Annotated in this window: 13 protein-coding genes and 1 tRNA gene; 6 read left to right on the top strand and 8 right to left on the bottom strand. The window is 67.1% G+C overall.

Annotation, left to right across the window (positions count from 1 at the left end; translation table 11 throughout):
* Position 1: 1 nt before the first annotated feature.
* The 3 genes from ACFQQD_RS07130 to ACFQQD_RS07120 all read right to left on the bottom strand — a co-directional run bounded on the left by ACFQQD_RS07130 (position 2) and on the right by ACFQQD_RS07120 (position 3,663).
* Entirely contained in the window at positions 2-454 is a 453-nt protein-coding gene (locus tag ACFQQD_RS07130; RefSeq protein ID WP_378087768.1) for a hypothetical protein, read from the bottom strand.
* A 49-nt stretch (positions 455-503) separates the two neighbouring features.
* A complete protein-coding gene (locus ACFQQD_RS07125) occupies positions 504-1,838 on the bottom strand; it encodes an endonuclease/exonuclease/phosphatase family protein (RefSeq protein ID WP_378087766.1) in 1,335 nt (444 codons plus the stop codon).
* A 124-nt stretch (positions 1,839-1,962) separates the two neighbouring features.
* Positions 1,963-3,663 (bottom strand): S-layer homology domain-containing protein, encoded by a 1,701-nt coding sequence (locus ACFQQD_RS07120; RefSeq protein ID WP_378087763.1) that lies wholly within the window; start codon positions 3,661-3,663, stop codon positions 1,963-1,965.
* Positions 3,664-3,762: 99 nt separating this feature from the next.
* On the opposite strand from ACFQQD_RS07120, the gene ACFQQD_RS07115 reads away from it, so the two are divergent.
* From ACFQQD_RS07115 to ACFQQD_RS07095, 5 genes are all read left to right on the top strand, one after another.
* Positions 3,763-4,656 (top strand): fumarylacetoacetate hydrolase family protein, encoded by an 894-nt coding sequence (locus tag ACFQQD_RS07115; protein ID WP_378087760.1) that lies wholly within the window; start codon positions 3,763-3,765, stop codon positions 4,654-4,656.
* A 2-nt stretch (positions 4,657-4,658) separates the two neighbouring features.
* The gene (rraA, locus tag ACFQQD_RS07110; protein WP_378087758.1) at positions 4,659-5,135 is read left to right on the top strand and encodes a ribonuclease E activity regulator RraA; all 477 of its coding nucleotides are present in this window, start codon (positions 4,659-4,661) and stop codon (positions 5,133-5,135) included.
* 107 nt (positions 5,136-5,242) lie between these two features.
* Positions 5,243-6,019, top strand: coding sequence for an NADPH-dependent F420 reductase (locus tag ACFQQD_RS07105; RefSeq protein ID WP_378087756.1), 777 nt, complete (start codon positions 5,243-5,245; stop codon positions 6,017-6,019).
* A gap of 75 nt (positions 6,020-6,094) precedes the next feature.
* Positions 6,095-6,769, top strand: coding sequence for a DUF1801 domain-containing protein (locus ACFQQD_RS07100; RefSeq protein WP_378087754.1), 675 nt, complete (start codon positions 6,095-6,097; stop codon positions 6,767-6,769).
* A gap of 19 nt (positions 6,770-6,788) precedes the next feature.
* Entirely contained in the window at positions 6,789-7,865 is a 1,077-nt protein-coding gene (locus tag ACFQQD_RS07095; RefSeq protein ID WP_378087752.1) for a pirin family protein, read from the top strand.
* Here the strand turns inward: ACFQQD_RS07095 and ACFQQD_RS07090 are convergent.
* The 4 genes from ACFQQD_RS07090 to ACFQQD_RS07075 form a co-directional block, all read right to left on the bottom strand.
* Positions 7,862-9,547, bottom strand: a complete 1,686-nt coding sequence (locus ACFQQD_RS07090; RefSeq protein WP_378087750.1) for an ABC transporter permease — start codon at positions 9,545-9,547, stop codon at positions 7,862-7,864. The genes ACFQQD_RS07095 and ACFQQD_RS07090 overlap by 4 nt on opposite strands.
* Positions 9,544-10,512: an ATP-binding cassette domain-containing protein gene (locus ACFQQD_RS07085; protein ID WP_378087791.1), complete on the bottom strand. Its 969-nt coding sequence runs from the start codon at positions 10,510-10,512 to the stop codon at positions 9,544-9,546. Before ACFQQD_RS07085 ends, ACFQQD_RS07090 begins: the two co-directional genes overlap by 4 nt.
* Complete coding sequence (locus ACFQQD_RS07080; protein WP_378087748.1) at positions 10,512-11,198, bottom strand: TetR family transcriptional regulator; 687 nt, start codon at positions 11,196-11,198, stop codon at positions 10,512-10,514. Before ACFQQD_RS07080 ends, ACFQQD_RS07085 begins: the two co-directional genes overlap by 1 nt.
* A gap of 183 nt (positions 11,199-11,381) precedes the next feature.
* Positions 11,382-11,458 (bottom strand) — tRNA-Pro (locus tag ACFQQD_RS07075).
* 143 nt (positions 11,459-11,601) lie between these two features.
* Here ACFQQD_RS07075 and ACFQQD_RS07070 point away from each other — a divergent pair.
* Positions 11,602-12,243 carry a hypothetical protein gene (locus ACFQQD_RS07070; protein WP_378087746.1) on the top strand — a complete coding sequence of 214 codons (642 nt, stop codon included), beginning with the start codon at positions 11,602-11,604 and terminating at the stop codon, positions 12,241-12,243.
* A 32-nt stretch (positions 12,244-12,275) separates the two neighbouring features.
* On the opposite strand, the gene ACFQQD_RS07065 is transcribed toward ACFQQD_RS07070, so the two are convergent.
* The gene (locus tag ACFQQD_RS07065) at positions 12,276-12,878 is read right to left on the bottom strand and encodes a hypothetical protein (protein WP_378087743.1); all 603 of its coding nucleotides are present in this window, start codon (positions 12,876-12,878) and stop codon (positions 12,276-12,278) included.
* Between the last annotated feature and the right edge of the window lie 201 nt (positions 12,879-13,079).

Raw genomic sequence — 13,079 nt, 5'->3', positions numbered from 1 at the left:
GCTATTGGCCGGGGTTGCCGTTCAGGTCACCGCTGATCTCCGGCTCACCCGACTCCTCGAAGGTGATCAGGACATCCTGGTGCACGGTTCCGTCCGGCATGGTCACGTCCGCACGCAGGCCGTTCCCCTCCCATTGCTTCCCGTCCACCGATTCCACGCCGTACTTCTGGGCCACGTTGTCCTGGATGGCCTCTTCCCGATTCAGGGTGCCGAAGATCGCATAAGCCACGGCGCCGAGCCCAATCACCGCCACCCCGACGCCGGCCAGGATCTCTCGCACGGAGTCCTTCAGTCGGTCTGGACCCGCGTATCGCGCGTCCTCGAGGTCCCGATGCTGCTGGTAACGACGGCGCCGCCACATCCCGTGGGCGATCACGGCCAGTCCGGCCACCAGCAAGAGGATGCCGGTCCATTGGGCCACGAGCGGACTCTGGAGGTCGATCGGTCGATACATGCTCCCCATTGTCACCTGGATGTCCGTCCAGGCCCAGACCGAGCCGGCGTCAGCGGCGGCCGGGAACCTTCACATCCACCCAGACCAACCGGTGGTCCGACGTCGGGAAGGGGTACTCGCCGGTCAGCTCAGAACCGGGCTCACCCGGAGTCGGCCAGAAGATCCCGGAGTCCCGCAGGGGCATGTTGTCGGACGGCAGCACGTAGTCGGCGCGCAGGTTTCCCGGCCCCGGGTCGTCGGTGAAGTCGGCAGTGTCATACCGCGGGTCCGAGACGTGCTCGGCGTTCAGCCCACCCTGGCGGGCGGCCGCCTCGACGCCGCCCTCGGACTCCGGCAGCGGGTCGTTGACGCGAGGGTTGTCCAGCAACTGCTCGATCGTGCCCGGGTAGGAGTCGCCGTCGTTGGGGTCGGAGTTGTAGTCGCCCAGCACGACGAATCGCTCGCCGGCGGGCAGACCGCCGGTCTGGCCGGCGTCGTCGTAGATGTAGGACGCGGTGGTGCCACCGGAGACGTAGTCGGACCAGAACCGGATCTCGTCGTTGTTCTTGCGGCCGTTGCGGTCCTCGGGGCCGTCGAAGCTCGGGGGTGTCGGATGCGCGGCCAGGACGTGGACGGTCTTGTTGCCCACCTGCACGGGGACGTCCCAGTGGGACTTGGAGGACAACGGCAGCAGCTGCTCCTGCTCGTCCGTGTAGTAGTCCTCCGGCATCTCGTTGTCCGGCATGTCCTGCCACCGGAAGTTCTGGAACGTGCGAACGGCAACGGTGTCGATCGGGTACTTCGAATACACCACCATGCCGTACTGCCCGGGGAACTCACCGAAACCCCAGGCGTCATCCGGCCCACCGACCGTGCCGTCTTGATTGAGATCCAGACCGGACGGGACACCGGTGTTGACCGGAGCTGTGTAGTAGTACGGGTAGTCGACCGGGTCCTGGCCGTTCTGGCCGGTCGCCAGGTAGTTGTCCCGGAACGCCTCCGCAGCGGCCCCGCCCGGAACGTAGTCGAACTCGTTCACCAGGACGACGTCCGGGTCATTGATTTGGATGACCTCAGCGATGTTCTGCGCCTGTTCGTTCTCCGGTGTGGACAGACCCGCCATGAGTTGACCTTCACTGGCCCGATTCAGCGAGGCGTTGTAGGTGGCGAAGCGGACGTCATGCTTGGACTGGCCAGGCTTGCCGGGCTTGGACGGTTTGCCCGGCTGACCTGGCTTACCGGGCTTGCCCGGCTGACCTGGCTGGGACGGTTTGCCTGCCGCGGCGGAGGCGGCCGATGTGCCCGTGTTGGCGCCGGAGTTACTGGCAACAGCCGGCATGGCGGCGGTGGCGGTCAGCACTGCGGCGAGCACCAGTGCGGTCGTCGTCCTGCGGATAGTCGGCATGACGGTTTCCTTCTCCCATGGCGTCCCGGAGGTGGGACGCCGGATGTCCCGCTCCGGGGACGCTCACGATGGTAGGCACCACGCAGGAGACGCCGATGGCCGAAACGTGAACGGTAGGTGACACTTACCGCTTCAGCGTGGCGTAGCCACGGGTGACGGTCATGTCCGCCAGCTTGTACGCGTCCACCCAGAAGGGCTTCGTCCAGGGGTCCGAAACCAGCAGGTCGTTGGACTTCTCGTCATAGCCCACCACCGGCATGTGGTGGCGGAGGATGAAGCGGCCTTCCGTCTTCTGGCGGTGCAGTGGCGCCTGTTCGCCCGGAGTGGCGGCGATGTTGACCAGTCCCGGCACACCGGCCTTGACCGAGCGAACCATGTCATCCCGGAACTGGATGCGCTGGTCGTACGAGGCTTTCTGGCTGCTGCCAGGAATCGTCGTGACGGTGTAGCGGACCGAGGCGGGGGCGTTGTAGTCCATCACTCGCGCCACTTGGTGCAGCCACGTGCCGGAGGTGTCCGTCTGGGCCTGCTCGGCCATGGCCGCTTGATTGGTGTTGATGCCGAAAGCGCTCAGGGCGATCGTGATGGAGGCCGGCCCACAGTAATAGCCATTGGGCTGCGACTCATGGTCGACCGACAATCTCGTCACGCCGTTCCGGGTGCTCGGGGTGCGCACCGAGCCCGTCCTGGACAGCGACGACTTCGCGTTGCCGGCCTCGAAGTCGCGCATCAAGTAGCCGCCGTGGACCCAGCCCTTGACCGACCCTGCCGTGATCTCACGCCACGTGGCACCGCCCACGGACCTGCTCCGGCCGGTGATGACGACCTTGGTGTTGCGAGCCAGCGCGGTGATGCGCGAATAGCTGGAGCCGGGCCCGGTGCGCACGTTGAGCCCGTCGTCAGCGATGACCACGTAGCGGTAGGCCAGCGGCACAGCAGGTTTCGGCGGCGTGCTCGGCGGAGCCGGCGTGCCATGCAAGTAGCTCTCCAGGGCGAAGAGGAACTGAGCCGTCTCGCCGCGAGTGATGTCCCGGCGCGTCCGGAACGTCCCGTCGGCGTATCCGGCGACGAGGTTCGTCGAGTGCAACCAGGCGGCCGCTCGATAGAAGCCGGATTCAGGGGTCATGTCGCTGTAGGGCGAGGTCGACGGCGCCGGTCCCGACTCACCAGACAATCCGTACATGAACTGGGCGAGCTCCCCGCGGGTGATTTCGTCATTGATGCCGAAGGACCCGTCGGTGCGACCCACCGTGTAGCCGTTCTCCTCCATCCAGGAGATGGCGGTGAAGCCGGCACCTCCCGGATTCACGTCAGTGAAGTCGCGTTGCGTTCCAGGGTCGTGGTGCTCACCGGACATCCGGTACAGGAACTGAGCGGTCTCACCGCGAGTGATCTCCAGGGCTCTGCCGAAGGACCCGTCCGTGTAGCCGACCGTGAGACCATCACAAGCCATCCACGTGATCGCCCGGTAGAACATGCCATCCGGCGGGGCGTCGACGAAGTCCTGTTTGCAGGGGCCGAGGTGCGTGGTCGCCGGTGCTGCCGAACCGCTATCGGACCGACTGGAGCCCTCGGTGTGACCGCTGGGAGCATCCAGCTTGTCGATCGAGTCCAGGCCCTCCAGTGATTCCACCACCGCATCGTCCAGCACGGGCAGGTCATCGTCGAACTCTGTGGACTGGTCCAGCGGGTTGACGTTCTCCGAGTCCGCGAACGCCGGGGCAGACACCACTGCCCCGGGAATCAGCAAACCGAGGCTGAGTGCGGTGGCGAGGAGGCGCCAATACCGGGGGCGGGATGTTCGGGCAGGGTTCTGGTCAGACACGATGGTCGCCCTTCGATGTCGAGTGATGGGCGGAGAAATCCCCTCCTCCGCTGTGAGCAGGATAACCGACCGCCGTTAACGTGTGGTGGGATATGGGGCATGAAGCTTTCCACGTTCCGACTGCCCGATTCCGACCCAGAGACTCCGGGGGCGACCTTGGCCGCCGTCGTGATGGAGGACGACGGCGGCCGCGCCACCCGGGCGGTCGAGCTGGAAGGCGTGATCGACGTCGGCGATTTCCTCGCCCTGCCCGAGCAGGACCGCAGTGAACTCTTGGAAGCCGCGCTGGAGGCGGCCGCCGAGGATCCCACCCGGATCATGGACGCCACCGCCCTGGAGCCGGCCACGCTAATCCCTTTCCCCACCAAGGTCTTCTGCATCGGGCTGAACTACCGCAATCACATCCTGGAAACCGGGCTGGAGCTGCCGGAGTACCCCACGGTCTTCACCAAGTTCGCCCAGTCACTGACCGGACCCACGGACCCCATCGAGGTCCCCGCCGAGGACCACCGCCTCGATTGGGAGGGCGAGTTGTGCATCGTCATCGGCGAGCCGGGCCGCCGAATCCCCGAGGCCGAGGCGGCCGGCCACATCGCCGGTTACGCCGTCTCCAATGACGTCTCTGTCCGCGGCTACCAGGGCCGCACCACCGAATGGACACAGGGCAAGATCTGGGAGAACTCCACGCCGATCGGCCCGTGGTTGGTCACCCCGGACGAGTTCCCCGACGGTGCCACCATCACCACCCGGGTCAATGGCGAGGTCATGCAGGAGGATTCCACCGGCGATCTGGTCTTCGGTCCGGAGCAACTCGTCTCCTACCTCTCGGACATGGTCACCCTGCTGCCGGGCGACCTCATTCTGACCGGCACTCCCGCGGGAGTCGCCCTGGGCCGGAGGAACGACGCCGGCCGCCGCCCCTGGCTGAAGGCCGGGGACGTCCTCGAGACCGAGATTCAGGGCCTGGGCGCCCAGCGCAACGAGATCCGCTGACCATGACGGCACCGTTCACCACGTGCGATCTCTATGACGCCGACGAGTCGTTGCAATCCTGCTCCCTCCAGTTCCGCGACATCGGCGGCCTTGCTCGGTTCACCGGGCCCGTACGGACCGTGCGCTGCCACCGGGACAACGCCCTCGTCAAGCAGCTGCTCAACTCCCCGGGCGACGGAGCGGTCCTGGTGGTCGACGGCGGCGGATCGCTGGAATCAGCGTTGATGGGTGATCTGATTGCCGCCGCGGCGGTGGACCAGGGCTGGGCCGGCGTCGTGATCAATGGAGTGATCCGGGACCGCGCCGTGATCGCCACCCTGGATCTCGGTGTGAAGGCGCTGGGCTCCAATCCGCGGAAATCGGCCAAGGACGGAGCGGGCGAGGTCGACGTGACGGTCGAGTTCGGCGGCGTCACGTTCACGCCCGGCGCCACCCTCTGGGCCGACGAGGACGGCATCCTGGTGACGCCGGCGTCGTGAACGTCCGCACCCTCGGCCTCTAGTCACCTCTCCCCCGACATCTCCGGGCTCATCAGGGACCGCAGTGGCGGCGGAAGGGGGAATATTCCGCACGTGAGGAGGGAAAAGTGAACCACGACGACGACTCACCGGCCGTGCTGAACATTCTGGGAGCCGGCCGGGCTGGGACATCCCTGGCCCGAGCCGCTGCGGCGGTGGATCTGCCGGTGCGGATCGCCGCCAGCCGGCCACCGGGCTCGCTGCGTCTGCACCTGGCCCAATACGCACCCCGGGCCACCGCCGTGCCCGCCGCGGAGATCGTGCCGGCCGAGCAGTCATCACCGGCCATCGTGGTCCTCATGGTCCCGCAAGAAGACCTGGACAGCGTTGATCCCGGCTGGCTCGAGGGCAGCATCCTCATCGATGCGACGAACCGGTGGGCTGATGAACCGCTGCCGGAGTGGCTTCAGTCCGGTCTCGACGCCGGCCGCACCAGTTCCGAGGCCATCGCCGCCCGGTTCTCCTCGGCCACCACGGTGAAGGCCCTGAACCACGTCAGCCACTGGGACCTAGACACGGCCGGCCGGTCCGGTCACTCTGCACACGGCTCTGCGCACGACCCCGGACACGACTCTGCGCACGGCTCTGGGCACCAATCCGGACGCGGTTCCGCCCAGCACAGCGCGTCAGAACGTCGGGCACTGGGGGTGGCCGCGGACGACGCCGGCGCCGCGGCCGCCGTCGGGCAGCTCGCCGTTCGCCTGGGTTTCGCTCCGGTGATGCTGCCGGATCTGGCCGCCGGACGCATCTTGGAGCCGGATGGCCCGGTCTTCAATCGACCGATGACTGCCGCTGAGATGGCGCGCATCACCGGAGGTACCGTGGTGCAGACGGTGGATCGCTGAGGAAGCACCGAGCGGACGTGGAGGAAGCACCGTGATGGTCGACGGCGATGTCCCTCGAACACTAGAGTCCGCCTCATGAGCGATCTGAACAGTCTGATCGGCGACATCCCGGGTGTCGGGCGACCCGCTGCCCGCGCGCTCGCCGAGGTGGGACTGACGACGCTTGGGTCGCTCGCGGGAGCGGATTGGAATCGACTCGCGCAGTTGCACGGTGTCGGACCCGCTGCAGGCCGTCGGTTGCAGGCCGCCCTGGAGGGGTCCGGTGAGAGTTTGCAGAACCCACCGGCCCCGCAGGTTCGCACGGCCACGTTCACCCGGGGGGCCACCAGAAGGACCGCTTCCGACAACACCACTCGCGCCACGGACACCACCCCCGAGCGTTTCCTGCAGGGCCTTGAGGAACGCCGCCGACGCGAGGGCGAGGAACTTCTGCGGCTGTATACCGAGGTCACGGGCGAACACGGGGTCATGTGGGGCCCCAGCATGATCGGCTTCGGTCAGTACCACTACGTCTATGCCACAGGACACGAAGGCGACTCTTTTCGGGTCGGCTTCAGCCCCCGCAAGTCCGAACTCTCGCTCTATGGAATCCAGGGCGCTCCCCGCTCCGCCGAGCTGTTGGATCGCTTGGGGAAGCACCGCCGCGGAGTCGGCTGCGTCTGGGTGCGGAAGCTCGAGGACGTCGACGCCGACGTCCTGCGTGAGCTGGTGACCCACGCGTGGCGCAGCGAACCCGCCAGCGACCGATGACGGCTACTGAGGGGACACCGTGAGCAACACCGAGATCCGTCCGCAGGAGACCACGTGCCAGAACCGGCCCGGACCGGTGTTCACCGCGGGCCTGACGGACGGGGTCGAACATCGGTCTGCCGGTGACGTCGGCGACAGCGGCGACAGGAGCGACGGCGGCGATGGAGTGGTCGAGCTGCTGGAGCCGCGAGCGGTCCCCCTCGGCGGTCCGCGCGCCATGACCGTCCAGCGGACCCTGCCTCAACGGGCCCGTTCGCTGATCGGCGCCTGGTGCTTCCTGGACTTCTACGGTCCCGACGACGTCTCCGCCACCGGTGGCATGGCGGTCCCCCGGCACCCGCACACCGGTCTGGCCACGGTCTCGTGGTTGTTCTCCGGTCAGGTGGATCACCTCGATTCGGCCGGTCACCAGCTGACCGTCCGTCCCGGAGAAGTCAATCTCATGAACGCCGGCGCCGGGATCACCCACTCGGAGTTCTCCACGGCGGAGACCACCGTCCTGCACGGGGCTCAGCTCTGGTATGCCTTCCCCGACCGCGCGAGGTTCTCACCGCCCTCGCTGGAGTCTCACCGGCCGGAGCCCGTGACCGGCGACGGCTTCACCGCACGGGTCTTCCTGGGATCACTGCTGGGCAGCACCTCGCCCGTGAACACCCATCTACCGCTCACCGGAGCGGAGATGCTCTTGGAGCCGGGCGCCTCCCTGTCGATCGATGTTCCCGAGCATCATGAGCACGGTGTGCTGCGGGTGTCCGGTTCGGTGTCCCTCGACGGAGTGGAGATTCCCACGGACCACCTGGGCTACGTCGGTCCCGGCAGGACGCGGATCACGCTCTCCGCCGCCGATGAGCCGGCGACCGTTCTGCTGATCGGCGGCGAGCCGCTGAACGAGAAGGTCATCATGTGGTGGAACTTCGTCGGCCGCTCCCACGAGGAGATCGTCGCCTGGCGTGCCGCCTATCAGGCCGAAATGGGCTTCGAGGCGGCTGAGACCGAGGCTGAGGGATCCGGCCGGCAGTTCGGGCACTTCCCGCCGGGCACTCCGGCCCCCATCCCGGCACCGCCGTTGCCGACCTCTCGCCTGAAGCCGCGCTAGGCCATCATCAGATCCCGACGGCGGAAGGAGACCAGCGCTCCGGCCGCCAGGATCACGGCCACCACCGTCGCACCGATCAGGGGCGCCCAGTCGGCGTCGTCACCGCGGACCAGGGCGATCGGCTCGATCATGCTGAACGGTTCGGCGTCGACGATCTCGTCGGGCAGACCGACCATGGTGCCGTACATCCCCACCACGAAGGAGGCACCGAGCAGCGCCCAGAGCAGCCCGCTGTTCCAGCCCAGCCCGTAGAGCAGCATCGCGGCGGCAACCCAGCAGAGGATCAACGGCACATAGGCCAGAGCGGCCAGCACGAACTCGCCGACCGCCTCCGGTCCGGCCTCGGCGGAGGCGCTCAGGCCCAGACCGAGCCCGGACACCGCCAGGAGCAGCACCGAGGCCGCCGCGGTGACCAGCATCGGAATGCCCAGCCAGCGGTAGCGAGAGGCCGCGGAGGACAGCACGATCTCGGTCCGGTGATTCGATTCATCCGATCGGAGCTGCCGCGTGGACATCGCGGCGTACACGGCCACGGCCATCGCGAAGAACTTCAGGAACAGCCCCATCGTGGCCACCACGAGATTCCCGACCGCGTCGCTGTCGGCGGCGTCGGCGCCCAAGGCGGCCAGCATCTGTGGGTTCTCTTGAATCATGTCCGCCAACGGCCCCGCCAGCGATCCCGTCAGCAGGGCGAAGATCAACAGAGCGACGGACCACCAGATCAGGCGTCCGCGTTCCATCCGCCAGGTCAGCCCGAGCAGTGTGCGCCCGAACGAGGTGGCAGCGGCTCTGCCCCGCTTCTCCGGCAGTAGGCCCGCGCCCACATCCCGACGCGCGGAGAGCGCAAAGCCCAGGGCGAGGCCCACCACGGCGACGGCGGCCAGCAGCAGCAACGGCTCCCAGCGCAGGTCCACGAAGATCCGCATCTGCTGTGCCCACCCGATCGGCGAGAGCCAGGACAGCACGGACCCGCCCCGTTCCTGGGCATCGCCCACAGCGCGCAACACATAGGTCGCACCGAGGACGGCACCGGCCATGCCGGAGGCAGTTCGTGCGCGGCTGGTCAGCTGCGCGGTCGTCGCGGCAATGCCGCCAAAGGCCAGGCCCACGCCGGTCAACGCCGCACCGAACGCCCAGCAGTCCAGGATCGGTTCGGCTCCGGCGCCCATCAGCGCCACCGCCGTGCCTGCGCCCAGCAGCAGGTTCGCCACCACCAGCACCACGACGGCAGCCGTCAGCTGTGCGTGCCGACCCACCGGGGCGGCGCGCACGAGTTCGGCCCGGCCGGTCTCCTCCTCGTTCCGGGTGTGACGCACGATCAGTCCCAGGGACATGATGGCCACCGCCACGGCGAACATGCCGAGCATCTCGTTGGCCATCATGACTTCGAGCGTGTAACGCTCGATCCCGTACCCCGGACCGGCCATCATCGCGGCGGCCGGTTCGGCCATGATCGCGCCTCGCTCACCGATGGCCACGTCTCCGAGCACGGCGGGAACCACCACGGCCACATAGGCGATGAAGCCGACGATCGCGGCCAGCCAGATGGGCAGGCGCAGTCGGTCGGCGCGGAGCATGGAGCGGATCAGCCGGCCGGTCCCGGCGAAGGCACTGTTGTTCTGGTGTCCCGCGCTGTCCCGATGCGCGGGCCCACCTCGGGTGGTTGCCGTCTGGAGGCTCATCTCCCGCGCCCTTCCTGCGCCGCGGCATTCTCGTGTGCGCCGGCGCGGGCGCTGCCGGCAACGGCGTCGGGGCCGACGTCGACCGTGTCCTCGTAGTGGTGGACGAACAGCTCTTCCAGACTGGGCGGTGTGGCACTCAAGGCGCGGACCTCACGGCCGGCCAGGGCCTCGACCACGGTGCCCATGCCGCCGTCGTCCACGGAGAACCGCAATTGACCGGCGTCCTCGCTCAGTCCGTGGACGACCGGCAGGGCGGCGAGTTCCTCGGAGCCGATGTCCGCATCGAGAATGACGTTGCTCCGGGTGAGCTGACGCAAATCGGACAGGGTGCCGGTCTGGACGTCGCGACCGTCCCGGATGATCGTCACCCGCTGGCAGAGGACTTCGACCTCGGCGAGGATGTGGCTGGAGAGCAGCACAGCGGTGCCGCGTTCCGTGGCCTCACGCACAGTTTCGCGGAAGACCAGCTCCATCAGCGGGTCCAGTCCGCTGGTGGGCTCGTCGAGAATCAGCAGGTCGACGTCGGCCGCCAGCGCGGCGACCAGGGCCACCTTCTGGCGGTTGCCCTTCGAGTAGGTGTGGCCCTTGCGCGTCGGGTCCAGCTTGAAGCGCTCGAGCAGTTCGGCACGCCGCTCCGCGTTGATGCCCCCGCGCAGCCCGCCCAGCAGATCGATCGCCTCACCACCGGTCAGTTTGGGCCAGAGGGTGACGTCCCCGGGAACGTACGCCAACCGGCGGTGGAGGGCGACGGCGTCGTGCCAGGGGTCTCGACCGAACAGCCGGACCGTGCCGCTATCGGCGCGCAACAGCCCCAGCAGAACGCGAATGGCGGTGGATTTACCGGCGCCGTTGGGCCCGAGGAAACCGTGCACCTCCCCCGGGACCACGGACAGGTGCAGGCCGTCCAAGGCGCGCACCGTGCCGAAGTTCTTGATGAGGCCCTTGACCTCGATGATCGGATCCATCATGTCTCCTGCAGTGTTTCGTCGAGTGACGATGTGCCGGCTGTGCCGTTCTCGGCAGCCCGGTAGGCGTCGAAGATCTCGGAGTTGGCGAAGACGCCGTGTGTGTACATCTCCACGAGGACCAGCCCGTAGTCGGCGAGCCACTGTTCCAACAGTCCGGTGATCTCGCGGGGCGTCAGTTCGGCCTCGGCCTGCCCCATCTTCAGCGTCAGGTACAACTGCATGGCACCGAAGCCCTGAATGGTGAGGAGTTTGATGCGTGCTTCCTCGTTGACGGACGGTCGCATGAGGCCATCGGCGATGGCCTGCTCGACCCAGCGCATCGAATCGGTCACGAAGTGGTCGACGATGCGCTGAGCCGCCGCACCACCGGCCTGTAACGCTCGCAGGCAGTAGGCGACGGGAACGGCATACTCGTCCATCTGCCCCAGCGCCGATATGGCCGCGATCGCGCCACCACGCAGATTGGTTTCCTTGGCGTTGACGATCTGATTCAACACATGGTCGTCGCACACCAGGCGCAGACCGTCCTTGGAGCCGAAATGGTGGTTGATGAGGCCGAGGCTGACACTGGCCGATTCGGCGATCGCTCGCACGCTCACGCCGTAGCCCTTCGTGGCGATCAGCTCAATGGCGGCGTCGCGGATGCGCGCCCTGGTGTTCTTGTCCGACGCAGGCTCAGCCATACGCACTCCCTTCAGCCTGAACAGCTGTTCAACAGGCTATACACCTGTTCAACGCCGGGTCAAGAAGGGGCCTGAAGGGCACGGCACCGGAGAAAGGAGCGGAGAACAAGCGGAGAACAAGCGGAGAACAAGCGGACACAGAAAAGGAGCCGCCCTGACGGACGGCTCCTTCTGAACAGGCAATGGTCGGGGTGACAGGATTTGAACCTGCGGCCTCGTCGTCCCGAACGACGCGCGCTACCAAGCTGCGCCACACCCCGTGGAGAGTGGTTCACCGCCTGTCCGGCTGGGAACCACAGTGGTCCATCCTAGCCCTGGCGGAGCAGATTATCCAAAATGCCGCGACTACACTGGGGGATCACCAGCACCGTCAGCAGCACTCAGTACCTGACCGAGGAGATTCGTGTCGACCAACGGCGAGATGTCCAGCGGATTCGGCGACTTCCTGGGCTCACGCTCCAACCTGGCCGGCCTCGCCGGACTCGTGGTCGTCTTCCTCATCGTCATGCTGCTCTCGCAGTCGCCGGCCGCCGCCATCGTGGCCGCGATCGTGGGCTACGGAGCCGGATACCTCCTCACGCCGAATGTTCGGAAGACCTATCCCTCTGGCATACCCGTGGACGGGGCCACCCAGGAGGACATGTCCGGCCGGCTTCAGGAGTTTCAGTCCACGGTCCGGCGTCATCATGCCAAGCTGCCACCGGCCGCCGATGAGGACCTGCGCATCATCGGTCGACATCTGGAGGAGATCATCGGCCGGTGGGATAACGTCGAGGCCGCCATCGAACAGCGTTCGGCTCTGGAGTCGATTGTGTATCAGTACCTGCCGAACACCGTGGACGTGTTCCTCAACATTCCCGATTCGGCCAAACCCGCCGCAGCGCCGGAATGGACGGACCAGCTCCGGGTCCTGCGCGAGGAAGTGGCACGCACGCGCGACTCGGTACTACGCCACGACCTGGAGGCGATGCGCACCAACGGGCGCCTGCTCGAGCAGAAGTTCGAGGACGGGGACTTGAAGATGTTCCGGGAGCACGGACTCTAAACCCTCCCTGAGTCCGACGCCCCGCACCTCGCTCAGCGAGCGTGGTCGTCCAAGGACACCGCACCACCGGTGAACCGTGCGTAGGCGGCCAACAGCTCCGCCCACTCGTCCACCCACGACGCCGGCTCCTTGCCACTCACAGTGACACGCGTTCCAGCGTCGTCAGTGGGCTCCCACCCCACCTCGATCCGTGGCCCGGTTGCTCCCGGCGCACCGGCGGAGCCGGCTGGCGCAGCTGACGGAGCTGACGGAGCTGACGCGGGGCGACGCCCGAACCACTCGAGCTCCAGAGACGCGGCCTCAGCCGCAACCAGCGTCGCCCAGTCATGGGATTGCTGATCGGGGCTCTCTTCCAGGAGTCGTCCGTTCTCGAAGAGGACGTGACCCTCCGCGCCGGTGGCCCGCAGGGTTCGCGGCCACCACAGGTGAGTGTCGTCGACGAAGGCGCCCACGGATTGCTCCAGGTCCAGCGGAATCACCGCGGACACCGCCTTCACCGTCTCGCTCGAGACGGCTTTGCTCCCCACCACGGTCCCGGGGAGAACGTCTTCCGCACCGAACGACTCTTCCTCGCCAGGCGACTCTTCCTCCCCGGGCGGCACCGCGAAGGGATCGCGAAACAAGCTCTCAGACATGCTCCTCATCCAACCACGGACGCCCATTCCTTGCCGCCTCGTCCGCATACCTTCTGGTCCGCAAACGCTAAAACCAGACGATCTATTCGTTAAACACAGAAGCCCTGGACCGTCGGGTCCAGGGCTTCTGCTAATAATTGTCCGGCGGCGTCCTACTCTCCCACATCCTCCCGGATGCAGTACCATCGGCGCTGTGGGCCT

Origin of the sequence: Citricoccus sp. GCM10030269 (assembly GCF_042665635.1) — a bacterium.
Taxonomy (GTDB): domain Bacteria; phylum Actinomycetota; class Actinomycetes; order Actinomycetales; family Micrococcaceae; genus Citricoccus.
Note: the sequence above shows the minus strand (reverse complement) of the source record. Positions and strands in the feature narration are given on the sequence as shown.

Excerpts from the sequence above, each read along its gene's own strand:
- ACFQQD_RS07080 (WP_378087748.1), bottom strand. The coding sequence starts at position 11,198 with ATGGCTGAGCCTGCGTCGGACAAGAACACCAGGGCGCGCATCCGCGAC.
- ACFQQD_RS07085 (WP_378087791.1), bottom strand. The coding sequence starts at position 10,512 with ATGGATCCGATCATCGAGGTCAAGGGCCTCATCAAGAACTTCGGCACG.
- ACFQQD_RS07130 (WP_378087768.1), bottom strand. The coding sequence starts at position 454 with ATGTATCGACCGATCGACCTCCAGAGTCCGCTCGTGGCCCAATGGACC.
- ACFQQD_RS07115 (WP_378087760.1), top strand. The coding sequence starts at position 3,763 with ATGAAGCTTTCCACGTTCCGACTGCCCGATTCCGACCCAGAGACTCCG.
- ACFQQD_RS07065 (WP_378087743.1), bottom strand. The coding sequence starts at position 12,878 with ATGTCTGAGAGCTTGTTTCGCGATCCCTTCGCGGTGCCGCCCGGGGAG.
- ACFQQD_RS07100 (WP_378087754.1), top strand. The coding sequence starts at position 6,095 with ATGAGCGATCTGAACAGTCTGATCGGCGACATCCCGGGTGTCGGGCGA.
- ACFQQD_RS07090 (WP_378087750.1), bottom strand. The coding sequence starts at position 9,547 with ATGAGCCTCCAGACGGCAACCACCCGAGGTGGGCCCGCGCATCGGGAC.
- ACFQQD_RS07125 (WP_378087766.1), bottom strand. The coding sequence starts at position 1,838 with ATGCCGACTATCCGCAGGACGACGACCGCACTGGTGCTCGCCGCAGTG.
- rraA (WP_378087758.1), top strand. The coding sequence starts at position 4,659 with ATGACGGCACCGTTCACCACGTGCGATCTCTATGACGCCGACGAGTCG.